Annotated in this window: 18 protein-coding genes and 2 pseudogenes; 11 read left to right on the forward strand and 9 right to left on the reverse strand. The window is 67.4% G+C overall.

The window, feature by feature from the left end; all coding sequences use genetic code 11:
- Positions 1–66 precede the first annotated feature (66 nt).
- Positions 67–768 (reverse strand): 2-phosphosulfolactate phosphatase, encoded by a 702-nt coding sequence (locus BFF77_RS07395; RefSeq protein ID WP_342671206.1) that lies wholly within the window; start codon positions 766–768, stop codon positions 67–69.
- Between the two features lie 208 nt (positions 769–976).
- Between BFF77_RS07395 and BFF77_RS07400 the strand changes: the two genes are divergently transcribed.
- Genes BFF77_RS07400 through BFF77_RS07410 form a run of 3 tightly spaced genes read left to right on the forward strand, consistent with a single transcriptional unit; the run spans position 977 to position 2,753 of the window.
- Positions 977–1,852, forward strand: coding sequence for an MBL fold metallo-hydrolase (locus BFF77_RS07400; RefSeq protein WP_066945183.1), 876 nt, complete (start codon positions 977–979; stop codon positions 1,850–1,852).
- Entirely contained in the window at positions 1,849–2,322 is a 474-nt protein-coding gene (locus tag BFF77_RS07405) for a MarR family winged helix-turn-helix transcriptional regulator (protein WP_066945186.1), read from the forward strand. The genes BFF77_RS07400 and BFF77_RS07405 overlap by 4 nt, the downstream gene beginning before the upstream one ends.
- Positions 2,319–2,753, forward strand: coding sequence for an SRPBCC family protein (locus BFF77_RS07410; RefSeq protein WP_066945189.1), 435 nt, complete (start codon positions 2,319–2,321; stop codon positions 2,751–2,753). Before BFF77_RS07405 ends, BFF77_RS07410 begins: the two co-directional genes overlap by 4 nt.
- Positions 2,754–2,975: 222 nt before the next feature.
- On the opposite strand, the gene BFF77_RS07415 is transcribed toward BFF77_RS07410, so the two are convergent.
- Positions 2,976–3,629, reverse strand: a complete 654-nt coding sequence (locus tag BFF77_RS07415; protein ID WP_066945192.1) for a TetR/AcrR family transcriptional regulator — start codon at positions 3,627–3,629, stop codon at positions 2,976–2,978.
- A 95-nt stretch (positions 3,630–3,724) separates the two neighbouring features.
- Here BFF77_RS07415 and BFF77_RS07420 point away from each other — a divergent pair, with 95 nt between their 5' ends.
- The 4 genes and pseudogenes from BFF77_RS07420 to BFF77_RS07435 all read left to right on the forward strand — a co-directional run.
- Positions 3,725–4,750 carry a glycoside hydrolase family 113 protein gene (locus BFF77_RS07420; RefSeq protein ID WP_066945195.1) on the forward strand — a complete coding sequence of 342 codons (1,026 nt, stop codon included), beginning with the start codon at positions 3,725–3,727 and terminating at the stop codon, positions 4,748–4,750.
- A gap of 352 nt (positions 4,751–5,102) precedes the next feature.
- The gene (locus BFF77_RS07425; protein WP_066945198.1) at positions 5,103–6,062 is read left to right on the forward strand and encodes an ADP-ribosylglycohydrolase family protein; all 960 of its coding nucleotides are present in this window, start codon (positions 5,103–5,105) and stop codon (positions 6,060–6,062) included.
- Between the two features lie 230 nt (positions 6,063–6,292).
- On the forward strand, positions 6,293–6,568 hold the full coding sequence (locus BFF77_RS07430) for a hypothetical protein (protein WP_066945249.1): 276 nt from the start codon (positions 6,293–6,295) through the stop codon (positions 6,566–6,568).
- A gap of 280 nt (positions 6,569–6,848) precedes the next feature.
- Positions 6,849–7,405: pseudogene (locus tag BFF77_RS07435) on the forward strand (IS110 family transposase); the annotation flags it as partial.
- Positions 7,406–7,416: 11 nt separating this feature from the next.
- Here the strand turns inward: BFF77_RS07435 and BFF77_RS07440 are convergent.
- Positions 7,417–7,944: a hypothetical protein gene (locus BFF77_RS07440; RefSeq protein WP_141698385.1), complete on the reverse strand. Its 528-nt coding sequence runs from the start codon at positions 7,942–7,944 to the stop codon at positions 7,417–7,419.
- Positions 7,945–8,111: 167 nt separating this feature from the next.
- On the opposite strand from BFF77_RS07440, the pseudogene istB reads away from it, so the two are divergent.
- Positions 8,112–8,766, forward strand: a pseudogene (gene istB / locus BFF77_RS07445) (IS21-like element helper ATPase IstB); the annotation flags it as partial.
- A gap of 106 nt (positions 8,767–8,872) precedes the next feature.
- On the opposite strand, the gene BFF77_RS07450 reads toward istB, so the two are convergent.
- Positions 8,873–9,391 (reverse strand): HAD domain-containing protein, encoded by a 519-nt coding sequence (locus BFF77_RS07450; RefSeq protein WP_066945203.1) that lies wholly within the window; start codon positions 9,389–9,391, stop codon positions 8,873–8,875.
- Between the two features lie 1,189 nt (positions 9,392–10,580).
- Here BFF77_RS07450 and BFF77_RS07460 point away from each other — a divergent pair.
- Positions 10,581–11,096 carry a tautomerase family protein gene (locus BFF77_RS07460; RefSeq protein ID WP_066945208.1) on the forward strand — a complete coding sequence of 172 codons (516 nt, stop codon included), beginning with the start codon at positions 10,581–10,583 and terminating at the stop codon, positions 11,094–11,096.
- 534 nt (positions 11,097–11,630) lie between these two features.
- A complete protein-coding gene (locus BFF77_RS07465) occupies positions 11,631–12,248 on the forward strand; it encodes a hypothetical protein (RefSeq protein WP_066945210.1) in 618 nt (205 codons plus the stop codon).
- 350 nt (positions 12,249–12,598) lie between these two features.
- Here the strand turns inward: BFF77_RS07465 and BFF77_RS07470 are convergent, their stop codons facing one another.
- Positions 12,599–13,144 (reverse strand): SMI1/KNR4 family protein, encoded by a 546-nt coding sequence (locus tag BFF77_RS07470; protein ID WP_066945213.1) that lies wholly within the window; start codon positions 13,142–13,144, stop codon positions 12,599–12,601.
- 442 nt (positions 13,145–13,586) lie between these two features.
- A complete protein-coding gene (locus tag BFF77_RS07475; RefSeq protein ID WP_079124914.1) occupies positions 13,587–14,351 on the reverse strand; it encodes a tetratricopeptide repeat protein in 765 nt (254 codons plus the stop codon).
- A 330-nt stretch (positions 14,352–14,681) separates the two neighbouring features.
- Between BFF77_RS07475 and BFF77_RS07480 the strand changes: the two genes are divergently transcribed.
- Positions 14,682–15,806 carry a HEAT repeat domain-containing protein gene (locus BFF77_RS07480; RefSeq protein ID WP_245703302.1) on the forward strand — a complete coding sequence of 375 codons (1,125 nt, stop codon included), beginning with the start codon at positions 14,682–14,684 and terminating at the stop codon, positions 15,804–15,806.
- 304 nt (positions 15,807–16,110) lie between these two features.
- Here the strand turns inward: BFF77_RS07480 and BFF77_RS07485 are convergent, their stop codons facing one another.
- The 3 genes from BFF77_RS07485 to BFF77_RS07495 form a co-directional block, all read right to left on the reverse strand.
- Complete coding sequence (locus tag BFF77_RS07485; RefSeq protein WP_066945223.1) at positions 16,111–16,503, reverse strand: peptidoglycan-binding domain-containing protein; 393 nt, start codon at positions 16,501–16,503, stop codon at positions 16,111–16,113.
- Between the two features lie 273 nt (positions 16,504–16,776).
- A complete protein-coding gene (locus BFF77_RS07490) occupies positions 16,777–17,802 on the reverse strand; it encodes an MBL fold metallo-hydrolase (RefSeq protein WP_107422098.1) in 1,026 nt (341 codons plus the stop codon).
- A 418-nt stretch (positions 17,803–18,220) separates the two neighbouring features.
- On the reverse strand, positions 18,221–18,649 hold the full coding sequence (locus BFF77_RS07495) for a hypothetical protein (protein ID WP_066945226.1): 429 nt from the start codon (positions 18,647–18,649) through the stop codon (positions 18,221–18,223).
- Positions 18,650–19,318: the final 669 nt, after the last annotated feature.

Genomic DNA, 19,318 nt, shown 5'->3' on the forward strand with positions numbered 1-19,318 from the left:
GTCCTGGACCGAGGACACGGACGGTTCGCTTGGGCGCCACCGACGGCAAATGGCGGTGACCGGCGATCAGATCGGGGCGTCGTCGGTCGGCGAAGGCACAACACACGAACGCAGGACCATGAGTGGGCCTTCCAAGGCCGCCACCATGGCAAAGGGAAACCGGTCGAGCTCAAGACAGAGTGCGACGTCATCGGGATGGACTCCTTGACGTACCCCCTCCGCGAGTTCGGCGGCGGCACGCGACTCGGCAGCGCGGCGCAGGAACCCAGCAGCGTCCGTCCCAGGCTCGGTGGCCCTCCGGGCGATGTATTGGGCGCACGCCAGATCTTCATCGGCCTGTCCATCGTCGCCAGTGACCACGAACGTGACACTGCCGCTCTTCCGCGTCCGCAAGACCCGGGCCGTTGCCTCCGCCACCACGAAGCCGGCGCACAGCACCAGCGACGCCTCCTTGACCGAAAGCGCGCCGACCGTCCCTGCCGTCGTCTTCTGCACAACGGTTCGTCCGCCAAGGTCAACAGACCGCAGCAAGCCTGGTGAGTTGACCATGTCGAACCCGGGCGCGGGCGGTCCGTCCTTGAGCGCCGTCCAATCCGGGTGGCGGACCTTGAGCGCCAGGGCTTCGTCCAGCGACTCGGCGAGAACGATCTTTTCCGCTCCTTGGGCAAAGGCCCAGGCAGCCACGGTGAAGGCGCGCATGACGTCGACCACGACCGCCACGGACGGGGCTTCGGCCAGCTCAGTGATACCAAGGAAACGGGCGTCCATTCTCATCATGATCACGCATGTCCGGCCCGATGCACTCAGAGAGTGATACGTGTCATATCGATGGTCTCGGCAGAACTGGCCTGAGCAACCACGGCCACCGTCTTCTTGTCACTTGGGCCCCATTGGCGCTTGACAGAGGTGCCCCGTCAACTTCTAATAGGTGTCACGACATGCATGTCGTGACACCTAAATCTTCGAGGAGCGCATCGTGAACCTGGTCAAACGGGTCTCGGCCGTCAGCACCGGCACCGTCCAGATCCGTCCGGAGCATGTCGAGACCAACGGCACCCCTCTGCTGTGGTGGGTCAACACATCTCGCCGGTGGACCGCTCCGCGTCCGATCAACGTGTACGTGATCGAACACGACAAGGGGCTGGTGCTGTTCGACACCGGCCAGGACCGCCGCTCGGTCACCGATCCCGGGTACTTCCCCGGCGGTCCGGCCGGACACGTCTACCGGCGGCTCGCCAAGTTCGACATTCCCTCGGATGCCACCTTGACCGGCCGCCTTCGCGATCAGGGTTACGACATCGCGGACGTGCGCGTGGCGATCGTCTCCCACCTGCATCAGGACCACATCGGCGGCTTGCGGGAACTGCCGAGGTCGGCGCAGGTGTTGGTCAGCGCGGCGGAACTCGCCGAGGTCGACAAGAGGTTCGCGGTGTTCGCCGGTCTCCTGCGTGAGCACATTCACGTTCCGGGCGTGAACTGGACGACTGTCACACCGCAGCCCGTCGAGGACCCCGCGCTCGGCCCGTTCACCCACGCCCACGATGTCATGGGGGACGGGTCATTGCTGCTGCTGCCGACTCCTGGGCACACGCCGGGCTCGATCTCGCTGCTGCTGCGCAGTGAGGGACTGCCGCCGATGATGTTCGTCGGCGACCTCACCTACGACGTACGGCTGTTGGCGGCCGATCGCGTCCCCGGAGTCGGCGACACGGCGCGACTGCACGACACGACCCGGCAGGTCAACCAACTGGCCGCACTGCACCCGGGCATGCCCGTCCTGGCCGCCCACGACCCGGAGGCCGCCTCGCTCCTTACGACGGCGTTGCAGCGGCACGGGAGCGAACTGGGATGAGAACAGTTGAGCAGCTTCGCTACCTCATCCTCGCGGCGCAACGAGAAGGCAACCGTCAACTGACCGCGACGCTGTCCGAGATCGGCGTAACGCCCGCGCAGTCAGAGGCATTGCGCATCATCGCCGACCACGGCCCGCTGGCCCTCAGGGAACTCGGCGACATGATCGTGTGCGACACGGGCACGAGCCCAAGCCGGATCGTGGACCGACTCGTCGCCGCGGGCCTCGTCCAGAGAACTCCTGACGAGCACGACCGGCGACAGGTGAGGCTCACGCTCACGCCGCAGGGCCGCGACAAGGCGGACCGCGTCGCCGAGATCGAGAACCAGCTCTACGACCTGCTCGACCGTGCCACTGAGGGTACGGACATCGACGCTTTGATCACGTTCCTCCACGCGTTCACTCAGCGATCACCGGCCGGACTCGCCCTGGCGAACCGTCTCGCCGCCGAGGAAAGGAAAACACCATGACCTTCGAACTGAGCCTCGACGTCACCGCCCCGCCGGCCGGGGTGTTCGCGTTCATCGCCGACTTCACGACCATGCCGAGGTGGTACTCCGCGGTACAGCGTGTTCGGCGCTTCGAGGGCACGGGCGGTCTCGGAACGAGATACGAGGTGCACCGGGACCTGCCCGGCGGAGCCGTCCTCAACGAGGTGGCGATCACCGGCTATTCGGACGGCGACGAGGTCACCTTCACGTCGCTGAGCGGGCCGACCCCGTTCGTCTACCGCTATCGCGTCCGGCCCCTCCAGGATGCGACGCGACTCATCTTCGAGGGCACGATCAGCGCGGCCGGGCTCCCGGGCCCGGCCGGGTATCTCGGGCCACTGGCCGAGGGAATCTTCAAGCACGGGATGCGGGACAACCTCCGCACCCTGAAGAGAATCCTGGAGCACTAACGGAGCTGGGTTTGGTTGATATGGGTTCTGGTGTGTCGCGGTGACAGGCAGGGGGGCACTGTTCCTGACCGCGAGGAGTGAACGCAGTTCGCGGTCAGCCGCGGGGAGCAGCGCAGGTGGGCCTCCGGAGGACCGTGTGTTCCACAGGCGACCACCTGTGGAACCCAGCCACCGTTCGTTCGCCGGCACCGCTGCGGCGCGGAAGTTGCCGGCGGAGCGGACTCAATGGCGCGACGACTGTTGCGCCTGTTCTTCGGCGGCATCAAGCGCGGGCGCCAGTGCGGCGAGCGCGGAGCGGAGCAGGTCGGGTAGCGAGCCGGCCGGCACGACAAGCCCACCGGTCGTGAGGGATGCTGCCGAAGGCTGGAGCCACTGCTGGAGCGCGACCCGTACCCCGGCGGTCACGCTCGCCGCGAGCACGCGGGTGGCGGTCGCGGGCGCGCCGGTGTCGCCGAGGCGCTGGTCGATCGCGGCGGCGAGGGGGTGTTCGATCGCTGCGGCGGCGTCGAGGAACGCGTCACGCAGCGTGGGACTGGCGGTGATCAGCAGCAGTTCGTCGTGATCACGTGGTTCGGTGTACTGCTCCACGATCGCTTCGGTCACGGCGTCGGCGAGGCGGACGCGGGCGGGCCTGGCCGCCACCGCCGCGGCGATCCGTGATTCCCGTTCGGCGGTGACGGCGGCGACGATCGCTTGCTCGCGACTGGAGAAGTAGTTGTTGTAGGTCCTCGGCGAGACCCCGGCGGCCTCCGCGATGTCGTCGACGCGGACATTGTCGGGCCCATTCCTGAGAGCCAGCCGGAGCGCCGCCTCACGCAATGCCACTCGGGTGGCTTGCTTCTTCTGCTCGCGCAGTCCGGTCCGCCTCGTCGTCACCCCCGCAGCATCTCACGCTTAAATGCGCGTACGCAAACTTGCGTGCACGCAATATTTGCTCTTAGTCTCAAGGCCCCGACAGAAGGGTCAGAGGCATGCGAGCCAAAGGCATCTGCTACGACACCGGCTTCATCCGCGACGGCGACAGCTCCCGGGAGCGTTTCGACCCCGAGCTGGTGCGGAAGGAGCTGACCATCATCCGCGACGACCTCCACTGCAACGCCGTCCACATCACCGGCGGCGACCCGGATCGCCTGGAGCTCGCGGGCCGCTACGCCGCCGAGCTCGGACTGGAGATCTGGTTCTCGCCCTACCCGTTGGAGCTGGAGACCGACGAGATCCTCACCCTGTTCGCCGACTGCGCGGAGCGGGCCGAGCGGCTCCGTACGCAGGGAGCCGAGGTCGTATTCGTCACAGGCGTCGAGCTGAGCGTCATGAACCGAGGGTTCCTCGAAGGCGACAGCACCGAAGAGCGACTCGGCCGGCTGCTGAGCGACCCGGCCCGTCGGCCCGAGAGGCTGGCCGCGGTCGGCACTCGACTGAACGTCTTCCTCCGCGAGGCCGTGGCTGTCGTCCGCGAGCGCTTCCACGGCAAGGTCACCTACGCCGCCATCCAGTTCGAAGGCGTTGACTGGGACCTGTTCGACTTCACGACTTTCGAACTCATCCGGTCCGCAGAAGTGGCCGACCGGTTCCAAGCCGCGGTACGGAGCCTCGTCGCACAGCCCAAGCCGGTCGCCATCACCGGCTTCGGCACCGCTACCTGGCGCGGCGCAGGTGACATGGCACCCCGCAGCATGGAAATCCTTCAAAACGACGAAGTCACCGGCGCGCCGATCCGGTTGAACGGGGTATACGAACGCGACGAGGCCGGCCAGGCGGCATACCTGAGCGAGCTGCTCGAGATCTTCGACAGCGAGGGGGTCGACAGCACCTTCGTGTTCCTCTTCGCGCTGTACAACCTGCCCCACCGCCCCGACGGTGATCCCCGCGACGACCTTGACCTCGCCAGCCTCGGCATCGTGAAGGTCCTCGAAGACCGCTCCGGCGATACCTACTCCGACCTGCCCTGGGAGCCCAAGGCCGCCTTCATAGCGATCGCCGACCACTACCGCGACTGAGACCGCCCGGAAAAGTTCTTCGTCGTATCTCCGTGTGTCTCCGTGTGTCTCCGTGTGCCTCCGTCGTCGATCGGACGGCGGAGTCCGCCGGGTTCGGGATGTCCCGCCGGGGTGCGCGGTGCCGTACGACAGCGAGCGGCTCCAGGGCGAGGCGCTTGTACCCGGCTCCGTTGTGTCGAGCCGGAGTGGGTTGACGTCCTTGACCACCTGGTCGTGCTGCTGCCCGATCAGTTCCCGGCGGATCGGCCTCCTCGGTGAGATCCCGAGGGCGTGCCGGCCGGGCGGGGAGCCGGAGAGCCGGAGCGGGAACATTGCCACGCGGCCTCCGAAACGGCACAGATAGCCTGCGCGAATGAAGCGGATTCAGCGGGCCGCCGGCGCGGTCATCGGCTCAGCGGTGGGTGACGCCCTGGGCGGCCCCTTCGAGTTCGGGCCCCCGGGAGCGTTCTCTGCGCGGTTTCCCGTGCCTGGTACTGGTGTCGAGATGAGAGGAGGCGGCGGCTGGGACCCGGGCGAGGCCACCGACGACACGCAGATGGCCGTCCTGGTAGCGGAGTCCCTGCTGGAGCGGGGCGGACTGGATCTGCCGGACATCTTCGCCCGCTTCCAGCGATGGGCGGCATCAGAACCCAAGGACATCGGCTTGCAGACCGAAGACGTCCTCACCAGTGGCATGACCTGGGACCTCGCCGCCGCGATCCATTTCCAGGTCAACCAGCACGCTGCTGGAAACGGCTCCTTGATGCGGGCATCGACATCCGCAGTGCACTTCGCTCCCGCCGGCCAAGAGGCCACCATGGACGCGGCCCGCCGCATCGCCGCCCTCACCCACGGCGACCGCGCGGCCTGGGAAGGCACCGCGATCTTCCACGAACTCTTCCGCGTCACGTTCGAAGACACCGACCCCCTCACCGCGCTCCCGGACATCCTGGCTCTTGTCCATCCCGACCACCGCGGGCGCTACGGCACAGTTCTCGCGCCCGACTGGCACCCCGATCAGGCAACCGAGTTCAACGGTGCCGTCTGGCCCTGCCTCGGCTCTGCCGTCTGGGCCCTGCGCACCACCGCCAGCTTCGAAGATGCGATACGCGCGGCCATCGACCTTGGTGGTGACACGGACACCGTCGCCGCGGTGACTGGAGGCCTCGCCGGGGCGTATTACGGGCTGGACGCGATCCCCGCCCGCTGGACCCGGCCGCTCCACGTCCCCCTCCCAGGATTCGACGGACGGGTACTACACCTGGCGGATCTGCTCCACCTTGCGCACCGTCTCGGAGCTGAACCGGGTCTTGCTCATCGATCGACTGATTGACAAGCAAGATCGGGAAGTGACTGCGCGCGGCCCGATCGGCGCCGAATCATGCCTATGAAGAGGCTGTGGAGCGTCAGCAGCATCCCCCGACGGCTCGTCGCTGGTGTGGTTGGCTTTATTCACGAGTAGTGGTTCTGGCACACATTCCGTGATGGGCTGACTGACCGTGATGTCAGCGGTGTGTGGTGGGATGGCCGGGCTCTTCGTTGATCTGCTGGGAGACCGTGTTGATGCCAGTGTTCCCGTCTTTGACCCGTGCCCTGACCGAGGCTCTGGTCGATGTCTTGTGGTTCATCGAAGGCAGTGAAGACGAGCAGATGGATCCGGACGACGCCGTCAAGGTGCTGGACGGCGTAGCCCACCTGGTCAGCAAGTTGTCGAGTGACCAGCGGGGCGAGTTGATCGACCTGCTCGGGACAATGGCCGAAGCAGAGACCGATCCAGCTCGGCGCGAGTTCCTGAGAGCGTTCCCGGAGGGTTTCGGGCTCTTGGAGGATGCGGCCTGACCTGTGCTCCGTTCACGTCCTTCGACAGCGCGTCACTCACCGCGCCGGATCACGGAATGTGTGCCAGAACCCGAGTAGTGCCGTCGGTTGTTCACGGGTTTGGGAGGCACCCAGATCCACGGTCGGGTGATGTTCACGAGTTTTGACAGCATCGGGGTACTTGCCAGGGCAGCATCGGGATGCTTCTGGTGAAAGGCCCTGGTCATGCCGCAGATGTCGAAGGTCGAGCTGTACGCGGCGATCCGGCGTGATCACCGTGCCGGTATGAAGATGCGTGAGCTGGGCTCACCAACCTCAGCTGGTTGAAGATGCCCTTGGCAGGCAGATGCTCGCCCTCCTGCTTCAGCTGGAAGCCGCCTCCAAGGCTGCCGACGACCTCGAAGAGGCGGGGGATGAAGCGTTCCCTGAGCACCCGGATGCTGAGATCATCCTCAGCTTTCCCGGCCTCGGCATCCAGCTCGGCGCCCGGGTGCTCGCCGAGATCGGAGACGACCGCCAGCGCTTCGCAGACGCCCGCGGTCTGAAGGCATACGCCGGCGCCTCACCCATCACCCGCGCCTCAGGCAAAAAATCGAGCGTCACCCGGCGGTGGGTGAAAACGACCGACTGAACCACGTCGGCTATCTCTGGGCCTTCTCCGCCCCTAACGCCTCGCCTGGAGCCAAAATGCACTACCGCAGGCGTCGCGACGATCACGGAGACTGGCACGCATCCGCCCAGCGCAACCTCTTCAATCGCCTGCTCGGACAGCTCTACCACTGTCTCCAGCACGGCCGCCGATTCGACGAAGCCGTGGCTTTTCCTGCCCCAGTCTCTGCGGTCGCGCGGGTGGCCTGAACGCGGGAATCTCACAGAAGTCCGGCGGCCTGCCGAAGCTTCGCCCGGCTGTCCGGGGTGATCAGTCCTTCCGGCAGCATCGCCACCACACTCGCGTGTTGCTCGAACACGTCCCTGCACTGCACGCGCTCGGGGTGATCGTTGTCGTTGCCGAACCACAGCGTCATGGCTTCGTTGCCGGAATCGATCGGCTCGGAGTAGTCGGCGACAGTGACCAGACGGTCCAGTAGTCCGGACCGCTCAGGAACCTGCGGGTCGCCTGCGAGACGAAGCAGGAACGGTAGGACTTCCGGCATGGCCGGATTCATCTCGGCGATGCTGAACATGGTGTTGGTGAGCACACGCTGGGCCTCGGCCGCGGCAGCCTGATCGAGCAGGCCGTACAACAGGATTGGGATCGCGGCAGGGCACCCGGAAAACTCTGACCAGCGGACCTCCTCACACCCATGGAGGGCAGGATGCCCACGGCCGGCATCAGCTGCCTGTGGATACTCATGGAGAAATCGAGCGATCGCCGCCTCCTTGACGGCCACATCCATCCTGCACACCTGTCTGTCCCCCGTCCCGCTGCCATGAGCCCTGAGCTCTGCGTCAACCGCACTCTTGCCCGACCGGAGATCCGCACGCAAGCCAAGACAGCGAGCCGACTTCGATTCCCCAGGCACCCACAGCTGCTCGGCTTGACGAGTTAGGCGCCTGAGGTGTCTACCGCGGCTTCCTCGCCGAACTGCTGATGACCGAGTGCGACGACCGGGCCCGCCGTCGCTCGGAGCGGCGGATCAAAGCCGCTGGCTTCCCCACGGGAGAAGTCTCTGCGAGCGTTCGACTTCGACGCCAACCCGAACGTCGACGCGGCGACCATCCACACCCTCGCCAGCTGCGAATGAACCAAGAAGAGCCAGCCGCTCTGCCTGATCGGCGACTCCGGCACAGGCAAGTCCCACATGCTCATCGCCCTGGCCACCGAGGCCGCCATGAAGGGCTACCGCGTCCGCTACACGCTCGCCACGAAGCTGGTCAACGAACTGGTCGAGGCTGCTGACGAGAAGCAGCTCAACAAGACCATCGCCGGTTACGGCCGCGTCGACCTCCTCTGCATCGACGAGCTCGGCTACATGGAACTCCGCCACGGCGCCGAACTCCTCTTCCAAGTGCTGACCGAACGCGAGGAGAAGAACAGCGTCGCCATCGCCTCCAACGAATCCTTCGGTGGCTGGACCAAGACCTTCACCGACCCCCGCCTCTGCGGGGCCATCGTCGACCGCCTCACCTTCCACGGCACCATCATCGAAACCGGCACCGACTCCTACCGCCTCGCCAGCACCCGAGCCCGAGCCGAAGAACCGGCCACGGCCAGCTGACTCCTGCGGGTTCCCTCTCGACCGCTCGCCGTCCTCACGGGTGGCAAGCCGTCCCACACAGCGTCACCAGGTCGTTTCTGCGGCCTCTTCACGTTCTCCAGCCGTGTCAGACCAGCTGCCTCAGCCACGAGTCGAGAGCCATATAGTCACCGTCAGTCAGGCCATGACGAGGATCGACACAATGGAGCAGGGCTTGCCCCTGATGATGGGCAGCGACCCAGGACCGATCGTTGTCGGTCACCTCGTCGTCGACCCAAGCGAACGGGCGTCCCGCAGCCCATTCGACAAGGGCACGGGTCTTCCAGTGCAGTCCGTTTCGTTCGTCCTGGTCGTCGATGTCGGACGGCTCCGGCCAGACCACCACTGCCAGCTGCGGCAGACCGATGCGAGGCGCGATGCACTCATTCGCGTCCGCCATCCATGTCGTCGCCCAGACCACCTCGCACGGGAGTGCCGCCAGCCGAGGTCCGTGCTCGGGATTGATCCTGCTCAGTAGCGGATTCGTGTCGGCACCACGCAGTTCAGGGCCCGTCGCATAGGTCGGATACGGCTGGGACACTGCGCCGAACGGGATGAGTGGCCCATCGACATCAAGAAACAGCAGACGCTGCACGGAACCAGTCACGGAAGCACGATAGCGGCGGATCCCATCAGTGACCGCCTCAATGACCCAGGCCCGACAACCGGCCGTCGCCCCGCCTGTTGCTATTTCGCGTGAACATCCACGGACCCCAAGATCCGCAACTGCTGCTCAAAACAGCAGACAAACGCTGCTGCTAGAAGTGATCGAAGCCATGTGGTTGTCGCCGTTCCTGATGACATCATCCGCGCGGTCCGGGCACCGCTGTCCGGGAAGTGTGGGTACGAGCGACTGCATCACGTCGGCGGTCTACGTCCGTACACCGGTCCGGCGACTCTGACACCGGCCGTGCAAGTGGCGCTCAGCGGCGTACCGCGCGAGATCGTGCTGAGCCTCGCCACGTACACAATCTGAAGCATGAGGGCTGACTTTCGGCCACGGTGGCGCGTACCGTGACACACCCGGCGGCAGCGGGAGTCCGCACAGCCCCCGATGCGCGAGGACCTCCCCATGCCCGCGCCCGCCGGCCCGCGCGGCCCCCGCTGGAGTGCCCCCTGCGGCGGGGGCCGCGCCGCGAGAGGACGAAGCCATGACCGATCAAGTACCCCTCGAACTGATCGCCATCGAGAAGCACCAGTCGGACTGGCCGTGCTCGTACGGGCAGCGCTCGCTCGGAATCGGCGTCCCGGTGTGCGCTGACATGCAAAAGGGTGCCGTAGGCGCCGGTTGTGGTGCTTGGGCCGGTGCAGGTTGTCGGTTTGCCGATCCTCGGCCCAAGTACCGTGGAACGGGCGCAAGACCGGCGTGAGCGGCAAGGTGCCCGCGGTAACCTCGGACGTCATCCCAATTGGTGGCCGGCAGCCCAGAAAGTCGCAGGCAGACGTGCTGCGGTGGCGGTTGAATGCGTTGGTGAATGACCACCCGTCACGCCCGCTCATCACGCGGTCGAGCACGAGGACGCGGAGACCCTGGCTCGATCGTAGCGATGGTGGAGTCGACGGCAGCCGACGGCTTCCGGCGAGCCGGGGCATGGTGCGTCCGCTGGTCCGGTGGAGCTTCGCCCACACTCTGCGTTTTGTCCACTCGGTGAAGCGGTGGTGACCCGTCGCGCCGGAACGACACCGCCTCGCCCGATCAGGTGGTAAATCGCCATAGGTCAGCGTGCCTGTTGAAACCAGTCGCCATTTCCGGCTCAGGGTTGGCCGTCGACCTGCGACCGGAAGGACCCACGCTCATGGTTTTCGTTCGCGTGCACGCAATGAAGGGCCATCTGAGTGCCGCGCAGAAGGAGGAGCTCGGCGCAAAGCTCATTCAGGCCGTGGCTGACGTCGAGGACCTGGTCAACAACCAGACCCACAAGGAGACCTCTTGGGTGCAGTTCTACGAGTTTGAGCCCGAGAACTGGTATGCACCGGGCAATATCGACGGTGCCGATCCCCGATCCCGAGTTCAACTCGATGTAATTGCGCCTCAGAAACTTCTCCCCACGCCCGAAGACACCCGTGCCATGCTGATCAAGGCCGCCGAAGCCGTGCGGTCGGTTTTCGGTTCTGGTCCGCTGCCGGCGCACGGCCCATGGGTGCACGTCTACACCATCCCGAACGATCAGTGGGGACAGGACGGCCGCGTTCCCGACTGGGAGGGATTCCGGGCCCTCCTGCGTGCCGGCAGCCCGGAAAAGGCCGATGAGGCACTGGCGCAGATTTACGGTCCCGGACGTCACACGGCACCGACGTGGCGCCCCACGTAGCTTGATGAGGCCGACGCCCAGGTGATCGGTTGGGTGAGGAAGCCGGGATTGCCGAACACGTCGCAGCCAGGGAACAGCCAAACGCCGTGGTGAACATGAATGACTGAAATTGGAGCGAGCCGTCCAGCAGCCGAACAGCGGCGAGGGCTATGTCTCTCCATTGATAATCGCGTTCTCTTGTGTGGCACGGTGGCGGGACGGCAGGCAACCGATATGGCGCTGCGGGCTCTCGGTGCGGAACTCGTCGGCGAGATCGCGCAGTACGTGCGGGCGGACGGAGGTTCGCGCCCTTGATCTGCTGGTTGGCCGCCGCGATCAGCTTCGGCGTGCTTCCGCCAACTTGCCGATCGCGGCACCGAGCCCGAGCGGCTCACGGCCGTCCCGCCGGACACGTCGCGGGATCGGTCGTGCGGCCCTCCAGTGGTAAAAGTTCTCGGGCCTGTCATCCGACCAGGTGACCGGTGAGGTTTGAACGGGTGGAGAGGCGCCCTCCGGACCGTAAAAAACCGAAGTACGCAAGGGAGTTGTCCGTTCATGACACGGAACAAGGAATATCTGGCCGTCGTGACGCTCGCGGCAGCGGTGCTGACCGTGCCGACAGGCGCGTACGCACTGACGTCGGCCACGGCGTCCTCGGCCACTTCCCCGTCTGCGGGCGCCGCCCAAGCTGTTCAGAGCGGGCAGACCGTCCGCGCCGATAAGGCGTCGGGCATCCGCCTCGTGGCACCGGGGCAGCGGGTGAAGGCCGCGCCGGGTGTCCGGATGTGGCTGACCAAGGAGGGCAAGCACTGGTCCATCGACGGGTTCGAGCAGTTCCGTAGCGTCGTCGACGGCAACATCGACACGAGCAGGCCTGGCATCGGCCGCCAGTCCGAAGAGGCCGGCGACCTTTATTTCCACTCCGGCGTGTACTACGGCACCCGTAACGCCGCCCGGGTGGAGATCACCCTGCGCACCGGACGCGTGGTACCCGCCTCCATGATCGAGCTGCCCGGCAAGCCCGGCTGGGGCGCCTGGTACGCCGGCACCGAGCTCCCACCCGCCGCCGACGACGGTGAAGGCCCGAACCAGCCCCGGGACTACCTCAGCCACATCACCCTCTACGACACCACCGGAAGGGCCCTCGCCGTCAACCGCTCCACCCTCGGCTGACCTCACAGCCCGAACACAAGGCCACAATGAGGGGCGGGTGAGTGCCCGGGGCCGGGCACACGCCGGGTTCGCCGTCACCGATCAGATGGAGAGGACGGGCCCCGTGTACGGGGCCTCGCCCGGTGGGGAACCCGCCCGTGAAGGGCTGAACCATCTCCTCCTCCCTCCGATGCGAGGAGCAGCCGCAATTCTGACGGTGCCGGGCCTCTCAAGGTCCGGCAGCCCAACCAACCAGCCGACGAGCCGGGGTCCCCGCGCTGCGGGGACCCCGGGTGATCTGCGACGGCCTCTGGACGGGGCAGTCCAGCTGCGGCCAACCGCCTCAGTGCCCCCCAACCTCTCCGACCCATTCACACGGACGGACCCGTGCGCTGGGTGCGACGGGGCGGGCAACAGTGCTGACCGGTGCAGCGATGATCAAGTGCGAGCGGCTGGACGCTGTGGGAGTTACCCCATTGAGGAATGCCCTGGAGACGGCTGATGCGGCACGTGACGCGTGGAACGCGGCACTGTTCAATCGCCCGCAAGGGGCAGTGGTAGTGCGCGTTTCTGCCATCGGGGAGCCACTCTCCACTCGCGGCCTCGTTGCCGGGCAGGCATCCGGCGCCGTTGACCCCGTCGTCGCCTGCGGTCAGGAACCACAGGGCGTGCAGGCCGACGGGTATCCGGAGGCCGAGGTCGTGTTCCAGGGCGGCGACGGTGGCACGGTGCGCACCGGCGCGGAGCGCAGCGTGGGAGTCGGGCGCGTTGTACTGGAGCCGGCAGGTGATGCGGTGCCAGGCGTCGGCGATCTTCCGTTCGGTGACCGCGTCGGCGGCAGGGTCAGCGGGCTGGCCCTGGGCCTGCTCCCGGCACTGGGAGTCTCCAGCGGGCTCGGCGAAGGAAACCGGGTTCACGTACCGGATCTCGATCCGGTCGGGCCCGGGGGTGTCGCCGACGGCCAGGGCGGGGCAGTCCCAGGGTGGGGCAGTCCTCGAACACGTCGCCGTCGACCATCACCGTGAGAACGCCGGCCGACCCCGAGGGCCGGCCCATGTCCGGATCCTCGGCCAGTTGGCCGTACAGGACCTTCAAGGCGTAAGGGACACCGGTCCCCAACTGGGAAGCGGTGTCACGCACGAGCGCGGAGATTCTCGACGTTCACGGACCGGTGCTCCTTACTGGTCGGACAGAAGCGGTGCCCCTCGCACAGTAGGATCCCCACGCCGAACCACGGACGGTGCGGGCGTCCTGCCGCGCGGGGGCGCGTCGGGCCGGTCGCCGGGGCCCTACCGGAGCCACTGCCCGAGCAGATGAGGCAGGCGAACGAGCGAGCGGGATGCGAGCACCGCTCGTACGTCACCCTCCTCGGCGATCCTCCGCGCCACCCGTCTCGGCCAACTGCCGGAGCAGGCGCTCCGCCTCGGCGCGGTCACGGCGCCTGCCTCGTTGTACGAGCAGCGCGGCCAGCGCATGGACGGCGTACGGGTGCCCGGCGTCCCCGGCGGACCGCAGCACCCGCTCGGCCTCCCGGACCCGGCCCGTCTGCAGCAGCGCGCCGCCGAGGTAGGCCAGCGCGTCGACATCGCCGGTGTCCGCTGCCATGCGCAGCCAGGGCTCGGCGCCGGCGGCGTCGCCGTCGCGCACCAGGAGGATGCCGAGGGCGAGGCTCGCCTCCGGTGCGCCGGTCCCAGTGGCCGCCGCGTGGAGCATCTGCCGTGCCTCGCCGCCGCGCCCCGTATCGTCGAGCAGGTTGGACAGGTTGACCAGGGCGAAGACGCTGCCCGCGGCGGCCGAGGCGCGCAGCAACGGCTCCGCCTCGCCATAGTCACCACGCTGTATCAGCAAGGCCCCGAGCGTGGTGCCGGCCGGACGGTTCCCGGCGTTGACGGCCCGGCGCAGCCATCCCTCCGCCTCGGCGATCTCCCCCCGCTCCAACAGCGTCATACCGAGGTTGGCCATGCCATCGACGTCACCGCGCTCGGCAGCGCGGCGGAACCACGGTTCGGCCAGCGCCAATTGGCCACGCCGCAGATGGTACTCACCGAGCTGCTCCATCGCCTCGACGTCCCCGGCAGCCGCAGCCGCCATCAGTCGCAGCCGTTCCTGGTCAACAGACACCATCGCCCCCAAGCATGGATCGCCCGTCTGACAGAACACCCCGGGTCGGCCGTGCGTCCGGCCTCAGCCGTTCACCGCAGCCCCCGCACTCCCTCACCCCAGCCCGCCCAGCGCCCCCGGACACGGCGTCAGCGCACGCTCCAGGCTACTCACAACCAGTGATCCGAAACACACACAGAGCCCACGTCGCGCGATGGGCTTACCGGCGTCCCTCCCCCGGGCCCGACTACGAGGGTTGTCAGTGGCGGGGGCGATGCTTTCCGTGTGACGACCGAGGATGACCACCCGATCGCCGATCAGGCTGCCCATGGCCGATTGGCTGACCCACGTTCCGTGATCGAGTGCACGGACTGGAGCACACTGGAGCATGCCTATGGAGTGGCGCGGGACACACCACTTCGCCTGCTCCAGCTCTTGGCCGAGGATCCGGACGTTCAAGCGGGAGCGCTGGGGCTGCTGGACATGTCCGTCCTGCACCAGGAGTCCCTGTACAGCGCGACGGCGCCGGCCGCGCTGTACGTGGCCGCGATATTGAACGACCCCCGTACTCTGGCCCGTCACGAGGACTACTCCACCTGGGACGGTCGGCCTCGGCCACTGCGTGCCGCCTTGTTGGAATGGCTGGGCCAGATCGCGGATTCGGCGGCCTACGGCGAGACGACCGGCGAGGAGGACGGCAACGATCCGGGCGTCACCGACGCGGTCCGCGCGGTACGCGGCACGATCCACGACGCCGTCTCCCCCCACCTCCTGGCCCCGGACCCCACCGTCCGAGCGGCCGCCCTCAGCGCCACCGCCGCGCTCCTTCAATCTCCCGAGTCGGCCGATCGAATCTCCGAAACCAGCCATGTTCTCCGGCGGCTGCTCTCCGAGAGCACCGACCGGCGTGAGCGCGCCATCATCGTCTTGACCATCGGCGCCTGGGGCGAGGACACCGTGAGCTGGCTCGCCGATCCCGACCCCGCCGTTCGTGCCTGCGCCGCTCTGTCACCGGGATGCGCCGGCAACACCCGGGCAACGCGCACAATCCTCCGTGCTCTGCTCGACCCCGTGGCCATCGACTCCTGGTTCCTTGAACCCACCGCCCCCGACCCTTGTGCCGGGGAGCCGCTTCCACACATCGAAGGCCGCCTGCGGCACGCCCTTCTGTCCGCGGCCATCGAACGCACGGCCGACTTCGAGGAACTCCTGCCGGCCGCCATGGCGTCCGTGCCGCTCTGCAGCAACCTCACCATCGCCGAAGACTGGGGACCGCTGCTCACCGCGGCATTCCCTTCCGGCTATGACGAGGGCGCCGACCTCACTCCAGCCCAGCGCCGCTACCTGAGCGCTCTCGCCGACCGCGACCTGTGCTGGCGGTACACCCATCTCGTCACCTCGTGGTTCAACGACATCGGGCTTCCCGCGGACCGGAACGCCATCAGGGCGCTCCTGAGCGGGCCACTGCCACATGAGTAGGGACGCCGCCCCAGACCGCTCGACCACCTGCGCCGAGCCGGAATACCACGACAGAGAGACAGAGAGTCGATATCCCCACGGATTTGGATGTTCAGCGGCGTGCGCGGCAGAACTCGGTGAGGTCTTACGCAAGGAGTTCCGGTTCCTCGTGACGCCGACGCTCCCTGGACACAGCACTCCGCCCCGCTGGATGAGATCCAGCGGGGCGGAATCGAGCAACAGCATCCGGCGTACCGGGCGGTGCGGTCCGAGTGGCAGGGGCTCCGGACTCATCTCACGGCAAAACGCGCCACGCGCCCGGCGCTCAGCCCCACCATGCGACTCGGAGCCAGCCCCATGACTGGGGACCGGGCATTCCGTCTTCGTCCAGGCCGGCGTTGTAGGAATTGTTCGCGTCCTGCTGGAGCCGCTTCATGGCAGCTCGCGAGTTCGGCCCGAAGACACCGTCGATGGTGCCGGGGTTGTATCCGCGGCTCTTGAGGATGCACTGCGCCTCGATGCCGGCCGCGGACACGCCCGTCTTGGACGGAATCACCGTGCTGCCATCGTAGTAGCCGGCTACCCACGCGTTACCGCTGATATGGGTGCTGCTGCACGAGTAGGTGGCGGCAGAAGCCGTCGGAACGGGGCCGACCAGCAGCCAGCCGAACAGACCGATGACCATGGTCAGCAAGACCGCGCGGTTGCGTGCGCTCATGGGTTCTTCCCCTCCATCTGCGTGGGTGTACGCGTCAGGCCCGCGGTCCGCGAGCTCGCACCTTTCGACCGGTTCAGGGCGCAGGCCGACGCCATCCCCCTGACACGGTCGACCCGGGTCGGGTTCGACCCACCGCACGTGACGATAACACCGAAGCGCACGCAAGAACATGTGGCAATTGCCGCTGTGCTATGCGGAGTTGCTGGACCCGCTCATGAGCTGGGGCAGACTCAGACCGGCCGGCGGAACCCTGTCCACGCGGGGACGACCCGGTTACCGCCGCCCGGAACCACCGGCCGCGCCGACAGCCGCTTCGGACTCGGACTCGGCCTCGGCGATCCTCCCGCGCGCCATGAGGTCCATCACCGTCAGGAACCGCTGCGCCCGCGGCCGGCCGAGCACGAAGGGGTTGACTCCGTCGGGCCGGTTCCGAAGCTGCTCGGCTCGTTCGAGACCGTGGTCGTTGGGATGGTTCGACAGCTCCACGTCCACGTTCGCCTGCCGGGTCCGGGCCTGGAAGGAGTGGATGGACGCCAGGTAGGTGCGCAGGTCCGTGAGCGCGTCGGGCGGATTCATGCCGCCCCACAGCATGGCGGTGTGACGCTCGCATCCCGACCGCACCGGGATGACCGACGAGACGGTGCCCGAGGTGTGGCCCGGGGTGTGGTGCAGTTGGATCGTCGTGCCGCCGAGCGTGAGCCGCTGCCCGTCCGCGATCTCCAGGTCCCGGGTGGGGGCGTTGTCCGGACGGGTGCGGGCGATCAGGTCCCAGTCGGCCCGTGTCATCAGAACGCGTGCTCCGTAGCGGTCGGCGAGGTACCGCGCGCCGCCGAAATGGTCACCGTGGCCGTGGCTCACGACGACGTACTTGATCGTCTCCGGATCGGCTCCCAGCTCACGCAGCCCGGGGACGAGAACGCCCTCGGCCTCCGCGGGCGAGGTGAGCGCGTCGATCAGTACGATCCCGTCGTCGGTCAGCACCGCCATGGCGGAGACCCAGCCCGCGCTCAGAAAGGCCAGGTTGTCGAAGATCTTGAGCGGTTCCGGCGCGGGCGGGTGGGGAACCTCGGCGCCCGGGGTCAGCGCGGTCACAAGGGCGAGAAGGACCGGATCGCTCCCGGCCAGCCCGCGGGCACGGTCGAAGTAGTCCCGCGCATCCGCTCCGACGGCCACGGCCGGTGAGGTGAGAGAGGCCGAGCCGGCACCGGCGCCAACGGCCAGTGCGAGGGCCGCGAGTCGGCCGAAGCGACGCCTGGACAGGTGGTCGGCCAAATCGTCGTGTCCGGGGAAATGGGTCATGGCGAGTCTCCTGGTTACCGCTCCGACGCGCGAACCGAATCAGGATCACGATAGGCGAAGGAGGCCGGGCGCCCGTCGCGCCGGAAGGTGCGAGGAGTGCCACGTCGGCCGGGTAGGCCCCGCCCCGACGACCACGCCGCCCGGCATCTCCCGTCCACGGCGAACATGGCGAACCCGTACTCAAAGCGGGAAACAGACAACTCGAACGGGCGATGTTCCCCTCCGCATGAGCCGCCCCGTGCGACCCTGCTTCCCGTTCCCCCTACGACCACCGCCGGGCAAGGCGGGGAAGACCCGCACAGGCCCTCCCCCGCCTTGCCCGGCAGCGAATCAGTGTGCTGTTCGCGATGGTCCGCGACGGCACGTGCCACGCCCCAAAACCCCCGACGTGGACGGTGCCCGTCAGGCTTCGCTCCGGCTAGAAGACGCGGTAGCACCCACGGGGGGCCTTGTCGGGGTAGTAGTCACAGACGTTGATCTGGACGCCCTCGACGTTGCGCAGCGTGGTGTTGTAGGTCCCGTTCGTCCGGACCCGCTGCATCGAGTTCCAGCTCCAGATGCCATTGCTGTACTTGCGGTAGCTCAGGTAGAGGCCCGCAGCCCAGCCGTCTCCGTTGCACGAATCTCTCACGGAGATGTCGAAGAAGGCGTCGTAGGTGGAGTAGGTCGATGTCTCGCCGGTCTTGGTCCAGTTGTAGACACCCGACGCGGAGGAGCAGCCGGTCGAGGTGGTCCCGCCGACGCCGACCGCGTAGGCGCTGGTCGGCATCGCCAGAACCGCCGCCGAGGCCAGGGCCGCGCCGATGGCCGCCTGACGGGCCTTCTTGGAGACTTGGGCAATGTGCACGGATGTTCCTTCCTGAGTACCTGTCATCAGGGGCCGGTAGGTGGGCCGGCCGCGGGTGATGGTCGTCACCCTCCCGATGGGATGTGCCTGTCACCCTGGTCATCCGATCTTGGACAAAGCTTGTGCGTTTCTTGAAGGCGCTGACTGCGCGGGAACCCGGGTCGGCGGCGAGTACGGGGCTCGGGTACGGATGTCGGGTACGGGTGTCGGTCGACGACCCGTGGGGTGTCGGGAGTTGGTCGGGCAACCGGTGCCGGGAATGCCTTCGACAGCGACGGAGTCCTCGTTCGCGAACAATCCGGTGAACACCCCGGTGCGACCACCGGCACGCTCCACCGTGTGACCGCATCACTCGCGCCGGCCGCACTGGGCTCGGCCGGAGCCATCGGTCCGCTGCGCTGCGGCGCGTCCCTCGGCGACATCGCGGTGACGCTGGGACCGCCGTGGGACATCGGCCGTGTCGGTGAGCGACGCCGTTGGCCGCACCTGTTCTCCTACGGCGACGTCGAGCTCTGCGTCTGCCGGTGCCGCCTCGTCACGGCTTCGGCGCAGCCGCCGTACCCCATGCCTGACACCGCCCGGACGCGTCGTGTCGCGCTGTCCGGGCGGTGTCAGGCGGAGAGGCACCGGTCAGGTGGGTATGGGTTTGGTCTGGGTGCAGTTCTTCCA

The organism is Streptomyces lushanensis, assembly GCF_001700515.1.
GTDB lineage: Bacteria > Actinomycetota > Actinomycetes > Streptomycetales > Streptomycetaceae > Streptomyces > Streptomyces lushanensis.